This window comes from Dietzia cinnamea NBRC 102147 (assembly GCF_001571065.1).
Lineage (GTDB): Bacteria > Actinomycetota > Actinomycetes > Mycobacteriales > Mycobacteriaceae > Dietzia > Dietzia cinnamea.
The window spans coordinates 1-14,824 of sequence record NZ_BCSW01000040.1; the positions used below are offsets into that span (position 1 = coordinate 1).

Annotated in this window: 16 protein-coding genes; 7 read left to right on the forward strand and 9 right to left on the reverse strand. The window is 71.4% G+C overall.

The window, feature by feature from the left end:
- Positions 1-22: 22 nt before the first annotated feature.
- Entirely contained in the window at positions 23-1,198 is a 1,176-nt protein-coding gene (locus DCI01S_RS12470) for an RtcB family protein (RefSeq protein ID WP_061229526.1), read from the reverse strand.
- 70 nt (positions 1,199-1,268) lie between these two features.
- Between DCI01S_RS12470 and DCI01S_RS12475 the strand changes: the two genes are divergently transcribed.
- Positions 1,269-1,790: a DUF309 domain-containing protein gene (locus DCI01S_RS12475; RefSeq protein WP_061229527.1), complete on the forward strand. Its 522-nt coding sequence runs from the start codon at positions 1,269-1,271 to the stop codon at positions 1,788-1,790.
- 8 nt (positions 1,791-1,798) lie between these two features.
- Here DCI01S_RS12475 and DCI01S_RS12480 read toward each other — a convergent pair whose 3' ends face one another.
- The 3 genes from DCI01S_RS12480 to DCI01S_RS12490 are packed head-to-tail and all read right to left on the reverse strand — an operon-like array spanning position 1,799 to position 3,788.
- A complete protein-coding gene (locus tag DCI01S_RS12480; protein ID WP_061229528.1) occupies positions 1,799-2,287 on the reverse strand; it encodes a pyridoxamine 5'-phosphate oxidase family protein in 489 nt (162 codons plus the stop codon).
- Between the two features lie 46 nt (positions 2,288-2,333).
- A complete protein-coding gene (locus DCI01S_RS12485) occupies positions 2,334-3,077 on the reverse strand; it encodes an MBL fold metallo-hydrolase (protein ID WP_061229529.1) in 744 nt (247 codons plus the stop codon).
- Positions 3,078-3,788, reverse strand: coding sequence for a hemerythrin domain-containing protein (locus DCI01S_RS12490; protein WP_061229530.1), 711 nt, complete (start codon positions 3,786-3,788; stop codon positions 3,078-3,080). It abuts the gene before it with no gap.
- A 106-nt stretch (positions 3,789-3,894) separates the two neighbouring features.
- Here DCI01S_RS12490 and DCI01S_RS12495 point away from each other — a divergent pair, with 106 nt between their 5' ends.
- Genes DCI01S_RS12495 through DCI01S_RS18175 form a run of 3 tightly spaced genes read left to right on the forward strand, consistent with a single transcriptional unit; the run spans position 3,895 to position 6,763 of the window.
- Positions 3,895-5,379 carry an L-lactate permease gene (locus tag DCI01S_RS12495; RefSeq protein WP_061229531.1) on the forward strand — a complete coding sequence of 495 codons (1,485 nt, stop codon included), beginning with the start codon at positions 3,895-3,897 and terminating at the stop codon, positions 5,377-5,379.
- A gap of 54 nt (positions 5,380-5,433) precedes the next feature.
- Positions 5,434-5,787, forward strand: a complete 354-nt coding sequence (locus DCI01S_RS12500; RefSeq protein WP_061229553.1) for a cupin domain-containing protein — start codon at positions 5,434-5,436, stop codon at positions 5,785-5,787.
- Between the two features lie 28 nt (positions 5,788-5,815).
- Positions 5,816-6,763: a GNAT family N-acetyltransferase gene (locus tag DCI01S_RS18175; RefSeq protein ID WP_082767796.1), complete on the forward strand. Its 948-nt coding sequence runs from the start codon at positions 5,816-5,818 to the stop codon at positions 6,761-6,763.
- A gap of 32 nt (positions 6,764-6,795) precedes the next feature.
- On the opposite strand, the gene DCI01S_RS12515 is transcribed toward DCI01S_RS18175, so the two are convergent.
- Entirely contained in the window at positions 6,796-7,563 is a 768-nt protein-coding gene (locus DCI01S_RS12515; protein ID WP_061229532.1) for a thioesterase family protein, read from the reverse strand.
- Between the two features lie 64 nt (positions 7,564-7,627).
- Here DCI01S_RS12515 and DCI01S_RS12520 point away from each other — a divergent pair, with 64 nt between their 5' ends.
- Positions 7,628-8,110 carry a MaoC family dehydratase gene (locus DCI01S_RS12520; protein ID WP_061229533.1) on the forward strand — a complete coding sequence of 161 codons (483 nt, stop codon included), beginning with the start codon at positions 7,628-7,630 and terminating at the stop codon, positions 8,108-8,110.
- 25 nt (positions 8,111-8,135) lie between these two features.
- On the opposite strand, the gene DCI01S_RS12525 is transcribed toward DCI01S_RS12520, so the two are convergent.
- Positions 8,136-8,615: a nitroreductase family deazaflavin-dependent oxidoreductase gene (locus tag DCI01S_RS12525; protein WP_061229534.1), complete on the reverse strand. Its 480-nt coding sequence runs from the start codon at positions 8,613-8,615 to the stop codon at positions 8,136-8,138.
- A gap of 10 nt (positions 8,616-8,625) precedes the next feature.
- Positions 8,626-9,966: a class I SAM-dependent methyltransferase gene (locus DCI01S_RS12530; protein WP_061229535.1), complete on the reverse strand. Its 1,341-nt coding sequence runs from the start codon at positions 9,964-9,966 to the stop codon at positions 8,626-8,628.
- 252 nt (positions 9,967-10,218) lie between these two features.
- Between DCI01S_RS12530 and DCI01S_RS12535 the strand changes: the two genes are divergently transcribed.
- On the forward strand, positions 10,219-11,643 hold the full coding sequence (locus DCI01S_RS12535; protein ID WP_061229536.1) for an NAD(P)/FAD-dependent oxidoreductase: 1,425 nt from the start codon (positions 10,219-10,221) through the stop codon (positions 11,641-11,643).
- Between the two features lie 110 nt (positions 11,644-11,753).
- Here the strand turns inward: DCI01S_RS12535 and DCI01S_RS12540 are convergent, their stop codons facing one another.
- Together DCI01S_RS12540 and DCI01S_RS12545 are read right to left on the reverse strand one after the other, a co-directional pair.
- Positions 11,754-12,170: a PaaI family thioesterase gene (locus tag DCI01S_RS12540; protein WP_061229537.1), complete on the reverse strand. Its 417-nt coding sequence runs from the start codon at positions 12,168-12,170 to the stop codon at positions 11,754-11,756.
- 92 nt (positions 12,171-12,262) lie between these two features.
- Positions 12,263-13,027: a hypothetical protein gene (locus DCI01S_RS12545; RefSeq protein WP_061229538.1), complete on the reverse strand. Its 765-nt coding sequence runs from the start codon at positions 13,025-13,027 to the stop codon at positions 12,263-12,265.
- Between the two features lie 300 nt (positions 13,028-13,327).
- Here DCI01S_RS12545 and gnd point away from each other — a divergent pair, with 300 nt between their 5' ends.
- Entirely contained in the window at positions 13,328-14,800 is a 1,473-nt protein-coding gene (gene gnd, locus DCI01S_RS12550; protein ID WP_061229539.1) for an NADP-dependent phosphogluconate dehydrogenase, read from the forward strand.
- The last annotated feature ends 24 nt before the right edge of the window (positions 14,801-14,824 follow it).

Sequence of the window (14,824 nt, forward strand, 5' to 3'; positions counted from 1 at the left end):
AGGCGCTGCCCCTGGAGTCCCTCTATGTCCCCTTGAGGTTCATCACCTGACGCAGTGTGTGCACGATCTCGACGAGGTCGTCGGCGTCCTCCATCACCCGGTCGATGTCCTTGTAGGCGGCGGGGATCTCGTCGACCCACGCATCGCCGGGCCGGTAGACAATTCCTTGCATCGCCGCGTCGAGGTCGGCTGCGGTGAACCGCTTCTTGGCCTGTGTCCGCGACATCCGACGACCGGCGCCGTGCGGCGCGGAGAACAACCCGTCTGCGTTCCCCTTGCCTCGGACGATGTACGACCGGGTGCCCATCGATCCCGGGATGCATCCCATGCGGCCCTCACTCGCATCGATGGCGCCCTTGCGGGTGAGCCACACTTCCCTGCCATCGAGTTCGATCTTCTCGGTGTAGTTGTGGTGGCAGTTCACGCGTTCCGATTCGCCGGCGTCGTCGTCGCGGAAGATCCGGGCCAGCTCCGCGAGGAAGCGATCCATCATCTCGTCACGGTTGAGCCGCGCGAAACGCTGCGCCCACCGCAGCTCGGCGAGGTACTGCGAGAACTCGACAGTTCCCTGCTTCAAGTACGCATGGTCACGGTCCTCGAGCCGGATGCCCCGCTCCGCGCACTGCTGCTGGGCGATCCTGATGTGTTTCTGGGCGATCTTGTTGCCCACTCCTCGGCTCCCGGAGTGCAGGAAGCACCACACGGCTCCGGACTCGTCCAGACACAGCTCGATGAAGTGGTTCCCGCCGCCCAGGCTCCCCAGTTGCTCGCGCCACTTCGGCGAGTGGGACAGGTCGACGCCGCCGGAGTCCGCGAGAATCTCGAGTTCCCGAACCCGCTCCCGCGTGTGGTCGTGACGAACGGCCTTGTTGTAGTTGCCCGGCGACAGCGGGATCGCGCGCTCCAGCCTGTCGCGCAACGTGCTCAGGTCGATGCGCTCGAGGTCGGACTCCGTGTACCGGGTACGCGCGGCCACCATCCCGCATCCGATATCGACTCCGACCGCGGCCGGGATGACCGCCTCGACGGTCGGGATGACCGTGCCGACCGCGGACCCCTTGCCGGCGTGGGCGTCGGGCAGCAGCGCGATATGCGGGTGGATGATCGGCAGTCGCGCGAGGGCCACCGCCTGGTCGACTGTCGTCTCGTCGATCGCCGACGCCCACAACAGCACATTCGGAGCGAGAGTGACGGGCATGGCTCCATTGTCCCGGTTCCGGGCCGCCGCGTGGTGGCACTCGTGCGGCACCGGGTGAGACCATGGCGCCATGTCCACCCCTCCCCGTTCGGATCGTGACCGCGATGAGGAAGGTCGCGCGCGCAACGCCCGCCCACGCGACGAGCTCGGTCGCCCGCTGCCGCCGGGCAGCGTTGGGGTCGAGCGCATTCCCGAGGACCTCGACCTACCGCCCGCCGAGTCCCTGGCGTGGGCGCAGGACCTGCTGGACCGGGGCCGCGCGTTCCACGCCCACGAGGTCCTGGAGGGTGCGTGGAAGAGCGGTCCCGCCGCCGAGCGGGACCTGTGGCAGGGACTCGCCCAGTTGGCCGTCGGCATCACGCACATCCAACGCGGCAACGCCACGGGGGCCGTGGCGTTGCTCGATCGTGCGGCCGGGCGCCTCGAACACATCGACGGCACGGCACCGCACGGGGTCGACGCGACCGGGCTGGTGCGCTACGCCCGGGACCTCGTCTCCGAACTCCGGCGGGGACTCTCCCCTCTCCCCGACCGCCTGAAGCCGCGACTCGTGAATTCACGGGTCGGGGACGCCGGGCGGACCGCCGGCTGACCGGCAGATCACAGTTCGACGGTGCCGCTGTCCCCCATGTCGGGAGTCCGGTCGCCGCGGGACACGGTGGCGCGGACGAAGGAGGCGATGTGGGCGATGCTCGAGCCGCTCGAATCCCAGTACTCGGCCGCCTCCGCCTCCACCAGTATCGAGGTCGCCTGGTCCGGGCCGTCGGGGAACCAGGCGTCGACCGCGGGGCTCCAGTTCGCGGTCACCGCGTCGCGGTCGTCGTCGACGACCGCGCGCCCCGCCACCGACACGAACCCGTCGGAGGATTGCACCGAGACGTTGACCTGCGCATGGGCGGCGATCTCGGACACGATGTCACCGCCCCGGGGCGCGAGCAACCGGATCGTCCCGTCGAAGTCGGAGTTCTGACGGGTCATCGGGCGGCTCAGCAGTCGTCCGTCGGCGCTGACCGTGGTGATCATGCAGATCGGCGACTTCTCGATGAGGGCGGACACGATCTGCTCGGGCGTTCTGGTGTCGTCTGACATGGATACGGGCCTTTCCGTTGACAGGTTGTCGTGCACTGAAGGGCAGTCAGTGCTCCCCCACGGCGCGGGCGTTCCCGACCGCGGCGTCCACTCCGTGCGTCCAGGGCTCACCGTGTCCGGGCAGAACGGTGGCGGCCCCGGTCTCGGCGATGGGCCCGAGCGACTCGATGGCGGTCGCCGTGTCGGCGGTGGCCGCGGACGCCACGATCTGCGGGCCAGTGGCACCGGTATAGGGGTCGAGGGTGACGAGGGCGTCGCCACTGATCACGGTATCCCGGTCCGGCAGGTGCAGGATGCAGTGCCCGCCGGTGTGGCCCGGCGCGAACAACGGCACCGGCCGGCCCGGGATGTCCAACACCGCGCCCACCGCCAACTCGTCGGTGTCCTCGATCCCGCGGACGCTGAGCGCCCCGGCCATCGCCATCCGCCCGAGCACGGGCAGCGACCGGGGGTGCAGGAGCGGGTACAGCAGTCGGTTGCGTTGGGGCTTGTAGCTGTACGGGTGCGCGGCCAGGTGGTCGTCCTCCGGGTGCACCAGGACCGGGACGTTCAGCTCGACGCGGGCGCGGCGGGCGAAGCCGACGTGGTCGAAGTGGCCGTGGGTGAGCACGAGCGCCCGCACGTCGCCGGGGCCGCGCCCCAGGCGGCGGAGGGTGTCGGTCATCAGGTTCCACATGCTCGGCAGGCCGGCGTCGACGAGGGTCACTCCGTCGTCGTCGTCGATGACATAGCAGTTGACGTGGGCGTGGGCCAGGCGGTGGACGCGGTCGGCGACCTCGGTGGCGTGCATTCATTCTCCTCTCGACGTGCTGGGATCCTCGCCGCGCCGCATGATCGGCAGGTGTTCGATCGCGCCGGCGGCGCGCGCCAGCACCCCGCTGGCCGCGGTCAGCGCGGGGCCGACGGCGTCCGGCCCGCGGAGGGCCGCCGACTCGAGTACGTCACGCAGGCGGTCGGTCACGGTCAGCGGGAGCGCCGCCGCGACGTTGCCCGGGGGCCGGCGTGCGACCACCGGGTGGGGACGGGTGGGCGCGGTGCGCCGGACCGCCTCCCACGCCACGCCGAGGGCCCGGAGCCGGGCTGGGCTCAGCTTCTCCTGCAGCCGCGGCAGCAGCTCGTCCTCCTCGTCCCGGACGTCGTCGCGCAGCACGGTGATGAGGCGACGCAGCACCTCGTCGCGCTCCGGGTGGGCGTCACCGAGGTTCTCCAGCAGGGTGACGAGCTCGTTGACCTCCTGGTGTTCCTGCTCCACGCGCAGCGTCAGCTCGTGCCCGTCGGGCAGCTCCGCCCGCATCACGGGCCACAGCACGGATTCCTCGGCGAAGGCGTGGGGGAACACGAGCCGATAGGTCTTGATCAGGGCCAGCTTCTGCTCCGCGCCGTCCGTCCGTTCCACCTCCCCGAGGAGCCGGTCGAGCTCCATGTGGTCGAGCTTCTGCCGGGCGAGGACGCTCCACCGGCCGCCCAGGTCATCGAGGTTCTGCTCTGACAGAGATCGCATGTGGTGTCCTCCCTACCGCGTAGGGTGCGCGCGGGCGGATCGGCCCGCAACCGGTCCACCGCGGGGCCCGGCGACCTCGGCCACCCGCGCGGGTAGGTTGAGAGCGATGAGCGAGCTCGTGTCGACCGGCGTCGCCGTCGCCCCGGTCGTCGTGGTCCTGGCACTGTTGGCTCTCCGGGTCCCCTCGCTGGTGGCGGGAACCGCGGGCCTCGTCGCCGCCCTGGCGGGGGCGGTCACCGTCTTCCGGCCCGACGACGACGAGGTCGCCACCGCGGCCGCCCAGCTGGGGCCGACGGTGCTCGAGGTCGCACTGATCCTCCTCGGCGGCGTCCTGTTGGCCACGGCCCTGTCGGCCACCGGGAGCAGGGACCACATCGCCGGGTGGCTGGAGCGGATCGGTTCGGGCGGTGACCGGGTGCCCGCGATCCTGCTGCTGGTGTTCGGTCTCACGCCGTTCATGGAGTCGGTCACCGGCTTCGGGCTGGGCGTGGTCATCACCGCGCCGCTGCTCGTGCGGATGGGTCTACCACCTGTGAAGGCGGTCGTCGTGGGCCTGCTCGGGCTGGTCCTGGTCCCGTGGGGCTCACTGGGCCCGGGCACCCTCGTCGCCGCCGAGCTCGGAGGCCTGGGCGTCGACGCCCTGGGATACTGGTCCGCCCTGCTCAGCCTCCCGGTCTTCGTAGTGAGCATGATGACCGTCCTCGTCGTCGTCACCGGCCGGACCCCTGCGACCACCGGGTCGCCGGACGCCCCACGGTGGCCAGCCCTCACCCGACCGCCCGCGCGCCACGTCGCGCTGGGCGCGGCCGTCGTGGTCACCCAGTGGGCCGTCCTCGTCGCGTCCAACGCGGTCGTCGGCGTGGCACCGTCGGGCATCATCGCCTCGGCGGCCGTCATCGCCGTGCTGCTGGCGGTGGCGCGGTTGCGTCACGGCGCGCTGCCGGCCGTGACCGGCGGACTCGTGCGCGCTCTCGTCCCGTTCGCCGTCCTGCTCGCGGGGATCCTCGGCACCACCGCCGCGCTGGCGGTCGCGGGCGCCCCGGCCGGCGCGGGGTGGCTCACCTCCCCAGCCCTGTGGGTGCTCGTCGCCGCCCTCGTCGCGCTGCGTGTGTACACCACACCCGGCTCGGGCATCGCGCGCCTGCTCCGGACGGCGATGGCGACGTGGGTCCCCGTGGCGGGCAACGCCATCGTGTACATGGCCATCGGCATCGTCATGGCGACCGCGGGCATGGCCGCCCACCTCGCCGGGCTCGCGACCGGGCTCGGCACGGCGTCACTGGCCCTCACCCCCGCGATCGGGGCGCTCGGCGGGTACCTCACCGGCACCAACACCGGCGCCGCCGCCATGTTCTCCGCGGCCACCACCTCGGCCTCGACCGCCCTCGGGGCCGACGGACTCGTCGCGCTCGCGGGCCAGAACGTCGGGGGCTCCTTCGCGATCATCGTCTCTCCCCCTCGCGTCGCGCTCGCCGTCGGCGTCGTCCTGGCCGGCCGCACCCGGCTCCCCGCCCGCGCCACCCGCACTCTGGCCACCGCCGCGGTCACGGCGACGATCGTGCTCTCCGCGGTGGTCGCCGTCCTGACGTAGTGTTCGTGGGAAGAGACCCGGATGGCCGCGACACGAGAGGCAGTGAGTTCCACCATGAACCATGTGACCGAGACCGCCGACCGCATTCTCGACAAGGCCAAGGAGTCCAAGCACGGTCGCCACGCCGAGCTCCTCGTCCACGAGGGTCCGCTGCGTCAGGCGCTCCTCGCGCTCACCGAGGGCACCGAGCTGGAGGAGCACAACTCTCCCCCGGCCGCGAGCCTGTACCTGCTCCAGGGCGCTGTCCGCGTGACCGGTGACGGCACCACCGACATCGCGGCCGGGGAGCTGCACACGCTCACCCACCACCGGCACTCCGTCACCGCGCTCGCCGACTCCGTGTTCCTGCTGACGACGGTCACCAGCATCCCGGGTCAGGGAAGTTACGACACCGAACCCGTCGACTGACGGACGCGCGCGGCGGATACTGGCAGGCGTGCGCACGCGACACGTCTCCACGGTCATCCGCCGCCCGCCCGAGCAGGTGTACGCCTACGCCCGCGACCCCGCCAACCTCGGCGCCTGGGCCGCCGGGCTGGCGTCGGGCAGGATCGAGCCCGGCGATGAGTCCGGCGCCGAGGGCGGCGGCGCGGACGGTGACGGGGACCGCGGCGACACGCTCGTCGTGGATTCCCCGATGGGCCGCGTGAGCGTGCGCTTCCTGCCCCGCAACGAGCTGGGCGTACTGGACCACGAGGTCACGCTCCCCGACGGGACCGTTACCTACAACCCGCTGCGGGTCGTGCCGCACCCGGACGGTGCGGAGGTGATCTTCACGCTCCGCGGGGTCGACGACGACGAGTTCGAGCAGGACGCCGCGATGGTGGCCGAGGACCTCGCGCGCCTGCGGGCCGTCTTCGAGGGCCCGCTCCCCGCCGGGGCGCCGCCGCGGAGTGACTCGGCCATCGCCGACGCGGGTATACGCCTGGCCACGCCGGCGGACGCCGGGTCGCTCGGGCGGATGCTGTACGAGTTCAACACCGGGTTCGAGTCCGCGACCCCCACCGCCGACGAGGCCGCCCGGCGGTTCGGGGACCTCCTCGCGCGCGACGACGTCCTCGCCGTCGTCGCCTCTCCCGGCTCGTCGGACGCTCCCACCGACGTCGGCTTCGCGCTGCTCACGCTGCGCCCGACGCCCTACTCGGACCACCCACTCGCGCAGCTCGAGGAGCTCTACGTCCGGCCGGACCTCCGTGGGCGCGGCGTCGGGGCCGCGATCATCACCCGATCGTTGTTCGAGGTGGTCGCGCGACGCTGCGAGGAGATGCTGATCAACGTCGACGCCGACGACCTGGGCGCACGGCGCTTCTACGAACGCCACGGGTTCACCGACCGCGATCCGGATAGCGGATCGGGGATGCGCTGCTACCTGCGACAGTTGTAGAGCGGCGCCCGGGTTGGACGGCCGCCGGCCCTCTACGGCCGTACTGTCAACGACTGGGACACGGTCCCGACAGGGCCGTTCTCGTCATGGATCACGCTCGCGGTGAGCCCCAGGCCGCCGGGACCGAAGGTCACGCGGGTGTCGAAGCCCAGCCACTCCCCCGCGGGCGAGCGCACGAGGTGCGCGGTGAGGTCGATGTTGGGGAAGGTGACGACGGCCGGGTCCGCGCGGATCGCCATCCCGTTGGCGATATCGACGAGCGCCGTCATCCGCGCGAGCGGGCTGACCTCCTCCGCCGCGAGCAGAGGGACGTCGGTGCGCACCCAGTACCGTGCCCGGCCCGGCCCGCTCGACTCCCGCCGCACCCGGGCGGAAGCGAGGTATCCACCGCCCCACACGGAGGTGGGATCCCACGGTTCCATCTCTCCCGGCGGCGGGAGGGGGTCGAAGGCGTCGCCGGCGATCGCCGCGGTGTCGCGCGGCTGCTGCAGCCACGCGCGCAGCCGGATGCCGGTGCGGTCGCCGTGTGAATAGGTCGCCTCCACCAGTTCGATCGTGCGCCCGGGTCGGATCACCTCCACCTCGACGTCCACCGCGTCCATGGGCACCACACCCAACAGCTCGTAGGTCAGGCGTGAGAGGACCATCGGATCGTCGCGTCGTCCGGCCAGGTCGAGCTCCACGGCGTGGACCAGCAGACCCAACGCGGGTCCGATGTGCTGCGTGGACGCGTCCCAGGCGCCGCTCACATGATCGGTGGGCCGGAAACTCCCCGGATCGAGCCTCTCGAAGTACGCCATCCCCGTCCTCCAGTCGGTGAGTGGTGATTAACTGGGGAGCGTACACAGAACAGCGGGAGGCAGCATGCAGGACGAGACGTTCGACGAGTTCACCACCCCTATCGACGACCGCTACCTCGAGGACTACACCGAAGGTCACCGGTACCGTTTCGGCGAGGAGTCGGTCGACGCCGGGGAGATCATGGAGTTCGCGCGGCGATACGACCCGCAGAGCATCCACACCGACCCGGACGCCGCGGCCGCCGGCCCGTTCGGCGGCCTCATCGCGAGCGGCTGGCAGACCGCCGCGCTCATGATGCGCCTGTTCGCGGACAACTACCTCACCAGCGTGGCGAGCCTCGCCTCTCCGGGGATCGACGAGCTGCGGTGGGTGCGGCCCCTGCGCCCCGGTGACCGGCTGACCCTGCTGTGCGAGACCACGGGTGTCCGCCCGTCGCGCACCAAGCCGGACCGCGGGGTGCTGACGACCGACGTGACCCTGGTCAACCAGGACGGCGACCCGGTCCTCACCGCGACCGCGATGAACATGGTGGCCCGCCGGCGCTGACCTGCCCGACCCGCCGAGGGAACCGCTAGAGCCTCGGGGTGAAGTGGAAGATCGGCAGCGTCCGCGTGGTGCGGCGGGCGTAGATCTCGTAGTTCGGCCACACCCGCACCGCCGCGGCCCACGCCGACGCCCGCTCGTCGTCGGGCAGCTCGCGCCCGTCCACGACGAGCCGCGCGCCGTAGACCGAGATCTCGACCTCCCCCTCGCCGGCGGCGCGCAGATTGTGGACCCAGGCCGGAGTCGTCTGACCGCCCCAGTTGGAGCCCACGACCACGAGGCCGTTGTCCCAGGAGGCACACAGCAGGGGCGTGCTGCGCGGCTCCGCGCTCCTGCGCCCGGGCACGTGGAGCGTGAGCGTGGGCAGCGCGGCCAGCCGGAGCAGCGGGACACGACCACGCGAGACCCGGCTCAGCCACCGGTCCAGAGTGACGACGAGGTGGGAGTTCTCGCGCGTCGCGTCCTGCCGACCGAACCAGATCGCGAGCGGGGTGAGGAGGTTTCCCATGCCGATGACCTTAGGTCGTACCCCGTCCGTCGCGGTGCGACACCGCGCCCTCCGCGGCCGCCAGCACTTGCACCGACTCGGTCCATCCCGTTCGCAACCCCGCCTCCAACACCGCGAGGTGGAACGCCCACATCCGTCTGTAGACGGCGTCGAAGCCCAGGGCGGCGGCGTCGCGGCCGCGCTGGGCGAAGGTCTCGGACCAGAGCCGGACCGTCTCCGCGTGGTGGGCGGTCGTCTCGACCCGCCCCCGCAGTGTCAGCCTCGGCGCCCGCTCGATCGCGTCGACCAGCTCCGACCACGCGACCGGAGGCCCCGCCTCGGAGACGTACCTCGACTCCCACGCCGCGAGCTCCACCACGGCGGGGTTGGGACGGCCCGGCGCGACGGTCGTGTGGATCACGAGCCGCCCCCCCGCACCGAGGAGCCGGTCCGCCACGCCGATCACCTCGTCGTGCCCGGCGCGGCCGGCGGTCGTGCCGGGCTCCGCCGCGACGACGGCGTCGACCGTCCCGGCGGCATCGGACGGGGCGCCGAGGAACAGGGAGATCTCCTCGTCCAGCCCCGCCGCGGCGAACCTCGACCCCAGCGCCGACAACCTCTCGGTGGACGCCGTCATCGTGCGCACGTGAGCCCCGCGCTCCGCGGCGCGCATGGGCAGCTCGCCCCACCCGGGCGTCGCCACGATCACGTGGGAGCCGTCCTCCACCCCCGCCAACGTCAGCATCGTGTCGGCCGACCGACGCTGGGCGTCCCCCAGATCGGCCCGCCGGGGGGCCGGCGACGGCGCCTCCAGGTGGACCACGTCGGTCCCGCCCGCCAGGCGGGTCCGGGTCCGCGCACCGGACGCGAAGACGGCGCCCGACGTCGACATCGTCTCGTCCGTGTACAACGAGGTCAGCGCGCCGGGCACGGAGTCCTCCAGCTCCACTGTGACGGGACCGCCCCGCCGCCGCCCACCGCCGACGGGGCCGCGACCGTCACGTCCGTAAGCCCGCTCTCCCGGGTGGGCGCAGTCGGCGTTCGCTGCGATCCACGGGGCCAGCGTCGCGATGGCGGTGCACAGGTCGGGCGTGGTCCAGTCCCCGGCCATGAACGACTCGCCGAGCCCGACCACCCCGCCCACCGCCAGCCGCGCCCAGAAGTGCTCCGGCTCGCGTAGGACCACCCGAACCGGGGCGTCGTACTCCCCCGCCGCCGACGCGTCGGGGTAGTCGATCCGCAGGCCGAGCTCGCGCGCCGAGCGCCGCAGGGCCTGGGCGATGAGTACCGGCGGCTGGCCCGGCACCCCGGACGGCGGGGCGAGCGCGGGCCAGCGCTCGAGGTCGACGGCCTGGGGTTCGACTCTGACCACCGGTGTCCCTCCTTGTGGGGCTCGCGTCACAGGGACGCTACCGCCGACCGGCCGTCCCCCCGCTCAGGCGCGGCGGCGACCCTCCGGCTCGGCTCGACGGGGGCCCGCGCACCCGCGCGCCGCGCCTCTCCGTGTGCGCGGTGTCGGACGGCGCACTATCCTGGGGACTCGTGCCCGGCGGTAGTTTCGCGGGCCCCAGACCGACGAGGCCAACGAGCCCCTCACCACAGACCAGCCTCATCAGGAGCCGCCATGACCGAGCCCGCAATCGACCAGGTCACCGCCACCGCACCGGCCGGCCGCCGGCACCGCGTCGTCATCGTCGGCTCCGGCTTCGGCGGTCTGTTCGCCGCCCAACAGCTCGACAAGGCCGACGTCGACGTGACGTTGGTCGCCAGAACGGGCCACCACCTGTTCCAGCCGCTGCTCTACCAGGTGGCCACCGGCATCCTCTCCGTGGGCGAGATCGCCCCGCCGACCCGCCTCATCCTGCGGGACCAGAAGAACGCCACGGTTGTCCTCGGCGACGTCGACACGATCGACGTGGCGGCCAAGAAGCTCCACGCCTCGGCCGGCCACATCAACTTCGATCTCGAGTACGACAGCCTCATCGTCGCCGCGGGCGCCAATCAGTCCTACTTCGGTAACGACCACTTCGAGCGGTGGGCGCCCGGCATGAAGACGGTCGACGACGCGCTGGAGTTGCGCAGCCGCATCCTCGGCTGCTTCGAGCAGGCCGAGGTGATCGACGACGAGGAGGAGCGCCGTCGCCTACTGACCTTCGTCATCGTCGGCGCCGGACCCACCGGTGTCGAGATGGCCGGCCAGGTGGCCGAGCTCGCCCAGCACACCCTCCGGGGCAGCTTCCGCCGCATCGACCCGGCCTCCGCCCGCGTCATCCTCCTCGATGCCGCGCCCGCGGTGCTGCCACCGTTCGGCGACAACCTCGGCAACGCCGCGCGCGCCCGCCTGGAGAAGATGGGCGTCGAGATCCAGCTCAACGCGATGGTCACCGACGTCGACTACCAGGGCATCGAGGTCAAGGACCCGGACGGCTCCGTGCGTCGCATCGACGCCTCGTGCAAGATCTGGTCCGCCGGCGTCAAGGCCAGCCCCCTGGGCAAGCAGCTCGCCGAACAGACGGCCGCCGAGATCGACCGCGCCGGACGCGTGCTGGTCAACAAGGACCTCTCACTGCCGGGCCACCCGGAGATCTTCGTGGTGGGCGACATGATGAGCCTCGACAACCTGCCCGGTGTCGCGCAGGTCGCCATCCAGGGTGGCAAGTACGCGGCCAAGCAGATCATCGCAGAGGTCGAGAAGGGCCGGACCCCGGCGGAGCGGAAGCCGTTCAAGTACTTCGACAAGGGCTCCATGGCCACGGTGTCGCGCTACAGCGCGGTGGTGAAGATGGGCCCGATCGAGATCTCGGGTTTCATCGCCTGGGTCATGTGGCTCGTCGTGCACCTCGCCTACCTGATCGGTTTCAAGAACCGCATCACGACGATGTTCTCGTGGGGGATGCACATGGGCGGCGATCACCGCTCGCAGCTGACCTCGACGAAGCAGTGGGTCTACGCGCGCCAGGCCCTCGAGCAGGTGGCCGCCGACGACGCCGCCCAGCGGTCCGCTGATCGGTCGCGGGAGGAACAGTCCGCCTCCGCGTCGGTCGACTGAGAACCGCTCGACTCGGGCCCGTCGACTGAGGGCCCGGCTACCGGGGTCGACGACGAGGAACGCGCCCGGCGGGCAGGTTGCCGTCGGGCGCGTCGCCGTCTCGCAGCCGGTTACTGTAGGTTCGCCAGCCGCACCTGACCCACCGCCGCGGTACGTCCGTGGTCATCGGCGATCTCGACCCGCCAGAGCTGTTGGGACCGGCCGCGGTGCACGGGGGTCCCGGTCGCCGTGAGGGTGCCCTCGGTGACGGCGCGGAGGAAGTCGGTCGAGTTGTTCACCCCGACGACCTTGCCCTCGCCCCCGAGCCACACCGCGCCGGCCACGCTGGCGACCTCTTCGACGATCGCGCAGTAGACCCCGCCGTGGACGATTCCGTACGGCTGGTGGAGGTGCGGTTTCACGTCCACCGTCACGACCACCCTGTCGGGAGTGACCTCGGTGTACTCGATCCCGATGTTGCCGCCGAAGCCGATGCCGGAATGGGCACGGATACGCTCGATCACATCACTGTCAACCGTGTCGGACATCTGACCTCATCTCCCCGGCCCGGCCGGTCCGGACCACCGGGATCGAACGTTACCCGGGCCGTACTCGTGCGGGATCACTCACGCCTCCCGGATCAGCGGACGGAGCGCCACCCCCGGTCGCGCACGGGGATGGGCCCCGAGCCCGGGGTGCGCGGGAGCCGGCTACGCCGGCGGACGGCCAATCCGGAATCGTGAAGGGCCTGGAGCACCATCTGTCCGCGCCGGTATCCGGTCTCCGGGCTGGTGTCGGCGAACGTCGGCACGATCGTCGCGGCCCCCAGGACACATTCACCGGCCATCGACCAGAGCGTGTCGACACTGCAGTTGCTCACCTCGGCGAGGCCCTCGAACACCGCCGTCAGGGTCGAGCGGGACCGGCAGGCGAGCCATTGTGCGAGCGCCTGTTCACAGGGTAGGACGACGGTGCCGGGTGATCCCGCGGCGGGGTCGTCCGGCAGCACCCGGAGGGTGGTGTCGCGGACGCCGGCCCAGTCGAGGCCCCCCTCGATGTCTGTCCGCACGGCCATGTTCTCGGCGCCGGTGTCCCAGACGCGTCCGATGGTGACGAAGCTGGCGACCGCGCGACCGAGGACACCGTGGGTGAAGGCCTCCGCGACCAGGTACGTCGAGAAGCGGATGTCTCCGGATTCGGTGAAGTGGTCGCGGAACATCTGCTCCACACGGCCACTGTCCACGGCCCGCTCGAGCGGCACCCACCGGCGCCGCGACTGCGTCCCCAGGTCCGCGATCGAGTAGAACTTCGGATAGCCGGCCCGGAGGCCACCGAGCACCTCGACCGTGTCGTCGAACAGCGTGCGTGTCCCCGCCAACTGCGTGGGCAGCAATAAGCCGGTCATGTCTGGTCTTTCCCCTCGTAGAGTCCCCGAACCGGGTCCGGCGCGCCTCCGCGGAGACGTCCGGACCACGGCGATCCGTCCCCCGAATCGTTGTGGTCCAGGTCATCTGGCCCGACCATAAGTGTTACAACACATCGCCGGTTGTTACCAAGAGTTTTTCGGCCGATCGACGAATCCTTGCACTCAGTGCACGTCTGACCTATCAACCACTTCGCTGCCGCCACCCCGCCTCCGGCCCGGCCGATAGCTCGCATCGATGCAGGTCCGCTCGCTTCGCGGGCGTCGACTACGCTGAGGCCCATGAGTACTGAACGCGAGGACGCGCAGCCCGCCGCCGGCACTGTCGGCACCGCCGACATCGGAGTGACCGGCCTCGCCGTGATGGGCTCGAACATCGCCCGCAACTTCGCCCGGCACGGGTATACGGTGGCGGTCCACAACCGCTCTGCGGGAAAGACCGACGCCCTGCTCTCGGAGCACGGCGAGGACGGTGACTTCGTCCGCACCGAGACGATCGCCGAGTTCGCGGCCGCGCTGCGCTCGCCGCGGCGCGCACTCGTGATGGTGCAGGCGGGCGCGCCCACCGACGCGGTGATCGACGCGCTCGCCGACGCGTTCGACGAGGGCGACATCATCATCGACGGCGGCAACTCCCTCTACACGGACACCATCCGTCGCGAGAAGGCCATGGCCGAGCGTGGCATCCGGTTCATCGGTGCGGGCATCTCGGGCGGCGAGGAAGGCGCCCTGGAGGGGCCGTCCATCATGCCGGGCGGGCCCGCGTCCAGCTACGAGGTCGTCGGACCCATGCTCGAGGACATCTCGGCGAAGGTCGACGGCACGCCGTGCTGCACCCATGTCGGCGAGGACGGCTCGGGCCACTTCGTCAAGATGGTGCACAACGGCATCGAGTACTCGGACATGCAGCTGATCGGCGAGGCCTATCACCTCCTGCGCGGCGTGGCGGGCATCGAGCCGGCGGCCATGGCCGACGTCTTCCGTGAGTGGAACACCGGCGAGCTCGACTCGTACCTCATCGAGATCACGGCGGAGGTGCTCGCGCAGGTCGATGCCGAGACCGGCGCACCGCTGGTCGACGTGATCGTCGACCGCGCCGGCCAGAAGGGCACCGGTCGGTGGACCGTCAAGTCCGCCCTCGATCTGGGCGTCCCGGTCACGGGCATCGCCGAGGCCGTCTTCGCCCGCGCGCTGTCGAGCTCCGTCCCCCAGCGGGAGGCCGGGCGCACCCTGCCCGCCGGCTCGGTGTCGACCCCCGCGCAGACCGGTCCCGAGTTCGTCGAGGACGTCCGCCGGGCGCTCTACGCGTCCAAGGTCATCGCCTACGCGCAGGGGTTCGACCAGATCACGGCGGCGAGCGCGGAGTACGGATGGGACGTCGCCCGTGGCGATCTCGCCACCATCTGGCGCGGCGGCTGCATCATCCGCGCCACGTTCCTCGACCGGATCCGTGAGGCGTACGCCGCCGACCCGTCGCTGCCCTCCCTGCTCGCGGCGCCGTACTTCGCCGAGGCACTGGCGGACTGCGTGGACAGCTGGCGCCGCGTCGTCGCGACCGCGGTCACCGCTGGCATCCCCGCGCCGGGCTTCTCGGCCGCACTCGCGTACTACGACGGCCTGCGCACCGAACGTCTGCCCGCCGCGTTGATCCAGGGTCAGCGCGACTTCTTCGGCGCGCATACCTATCAGCGCACCGACCGTGAGGGTAGCTTCCACACTCTGTGGAGCGGCGATCGTTCGGAGGTCCGGGTCTGAGCGGTTCGCAGCCCGGTGGTCTGG

What these genes read in the sequence shown, in the direction of transcription:
- DCI01S_RS12470 (WP_061229526.1), bottom strand. Translation starts at nt 1,198, where the DNA reads ATGCCCGTCACTCTCGCTCCGAATGTGCTGTTGTGGGCGTCGGCGATC.
- DCI01S_RS12475 (WP_061229527.1), top strand. Translation starts at nt 1,269, where the DNA reads ATGTCCACCCCTCCCCGTTCGGATCGTGACCGCGATGAGGAAGGTCGC.
- DCI01S_RS12480 (WP_061229528.1), bottom strand. Translation starts at nt 2,287, where the DNA reads ATGTCAGACGACACCAGAACGCCCGAGCAGATCGTGTCCGCCCTCATC.
- DCI01S_RS12485 (WP_061229529.1), bottom strand. Translation starts at nt 3,077, where the DNA reads ATGCACGCCACCGAGGTCGCCGACCGCGTCCACCGCCTGGCCCACGCC.
- DCI01S_RS12490 (WP_061229530.1), bottom strand. Translation starts at nt 3,788, where the DNA reads ATGCGATCTCTGTCAGAGCAGAACCTCGATGACCTGGGCGGCCGGTGG.
- DCI01S_RS12495 (WP_061229531.1), top strand. Translation starts at nt 3,895, where the DNA reads ATGAGCGAGCTCGTGTCGACCGGCGTCGCCGTCGCCCCGGTCGTCGTG.
- DCI01S_RS12500 (WP_061229553.1), top strand. Translation starts at nt 5,434, where the DNA reads ATGAACCATGTGACCGAGACCGCCGACCGCATTCTCGACAAGGCCAAG.
- DCI01S_RS12515 (WP_061229532.1), bottom strand. Translation starts at nt 7,563, where the DNA reads ATGGCGTACTTCGAGAGGCTCGATCCGGGGAGTTTCCGGCCCACCGAT.
- DCI01S_RS12520 (WP_061229533.1), top strand. Translation starts at nt 7,628, where the DNA reads ATGCAGGACGAGACGTTCGACGAGTTCACCACCCCTATCGACGACCGC.
- DCI01S_RS12525 (WP_061229534.1), bottom strand. Translation starts at nt 8,615, where the DNA reads ATGGGAAACCTCCTCACCCCGCTCGCGATCTGGTTCGGTCGGCAGGAC.
- DCI01S_RS12535 (WP_061229536.1), top strand. Translation starts at nt 10,219, where the DNA reads ATGACCGAGCCCGCAATCGACCAGGTCACCGCCACCGCACCGGCCGGC.
- DCI01S_RS12540 (WP_061229537.1), bottom strand. Translation starts at nt 12,170, where the DNA reads ATGTCCGACACGGTTGACAGTGATGTGATCGAGCGTATCCGTGCCCAT.
- DCI01S_RS12545 (WP_061229538.1), bottom strand. Translation starts at nt 13,027, where the DNA reads ATGACCGGCTTATTGCTGCCCACGCAGTTGGCGGGGACACGCACGCTG.
- gnd (WP_061229539.1), top strand. Translation starts at nt 13,328, where the DNA reads ATGAGTACTGAACGCGAGGACGCGCAGCCCGCCGCCGGCACTGTCGGC.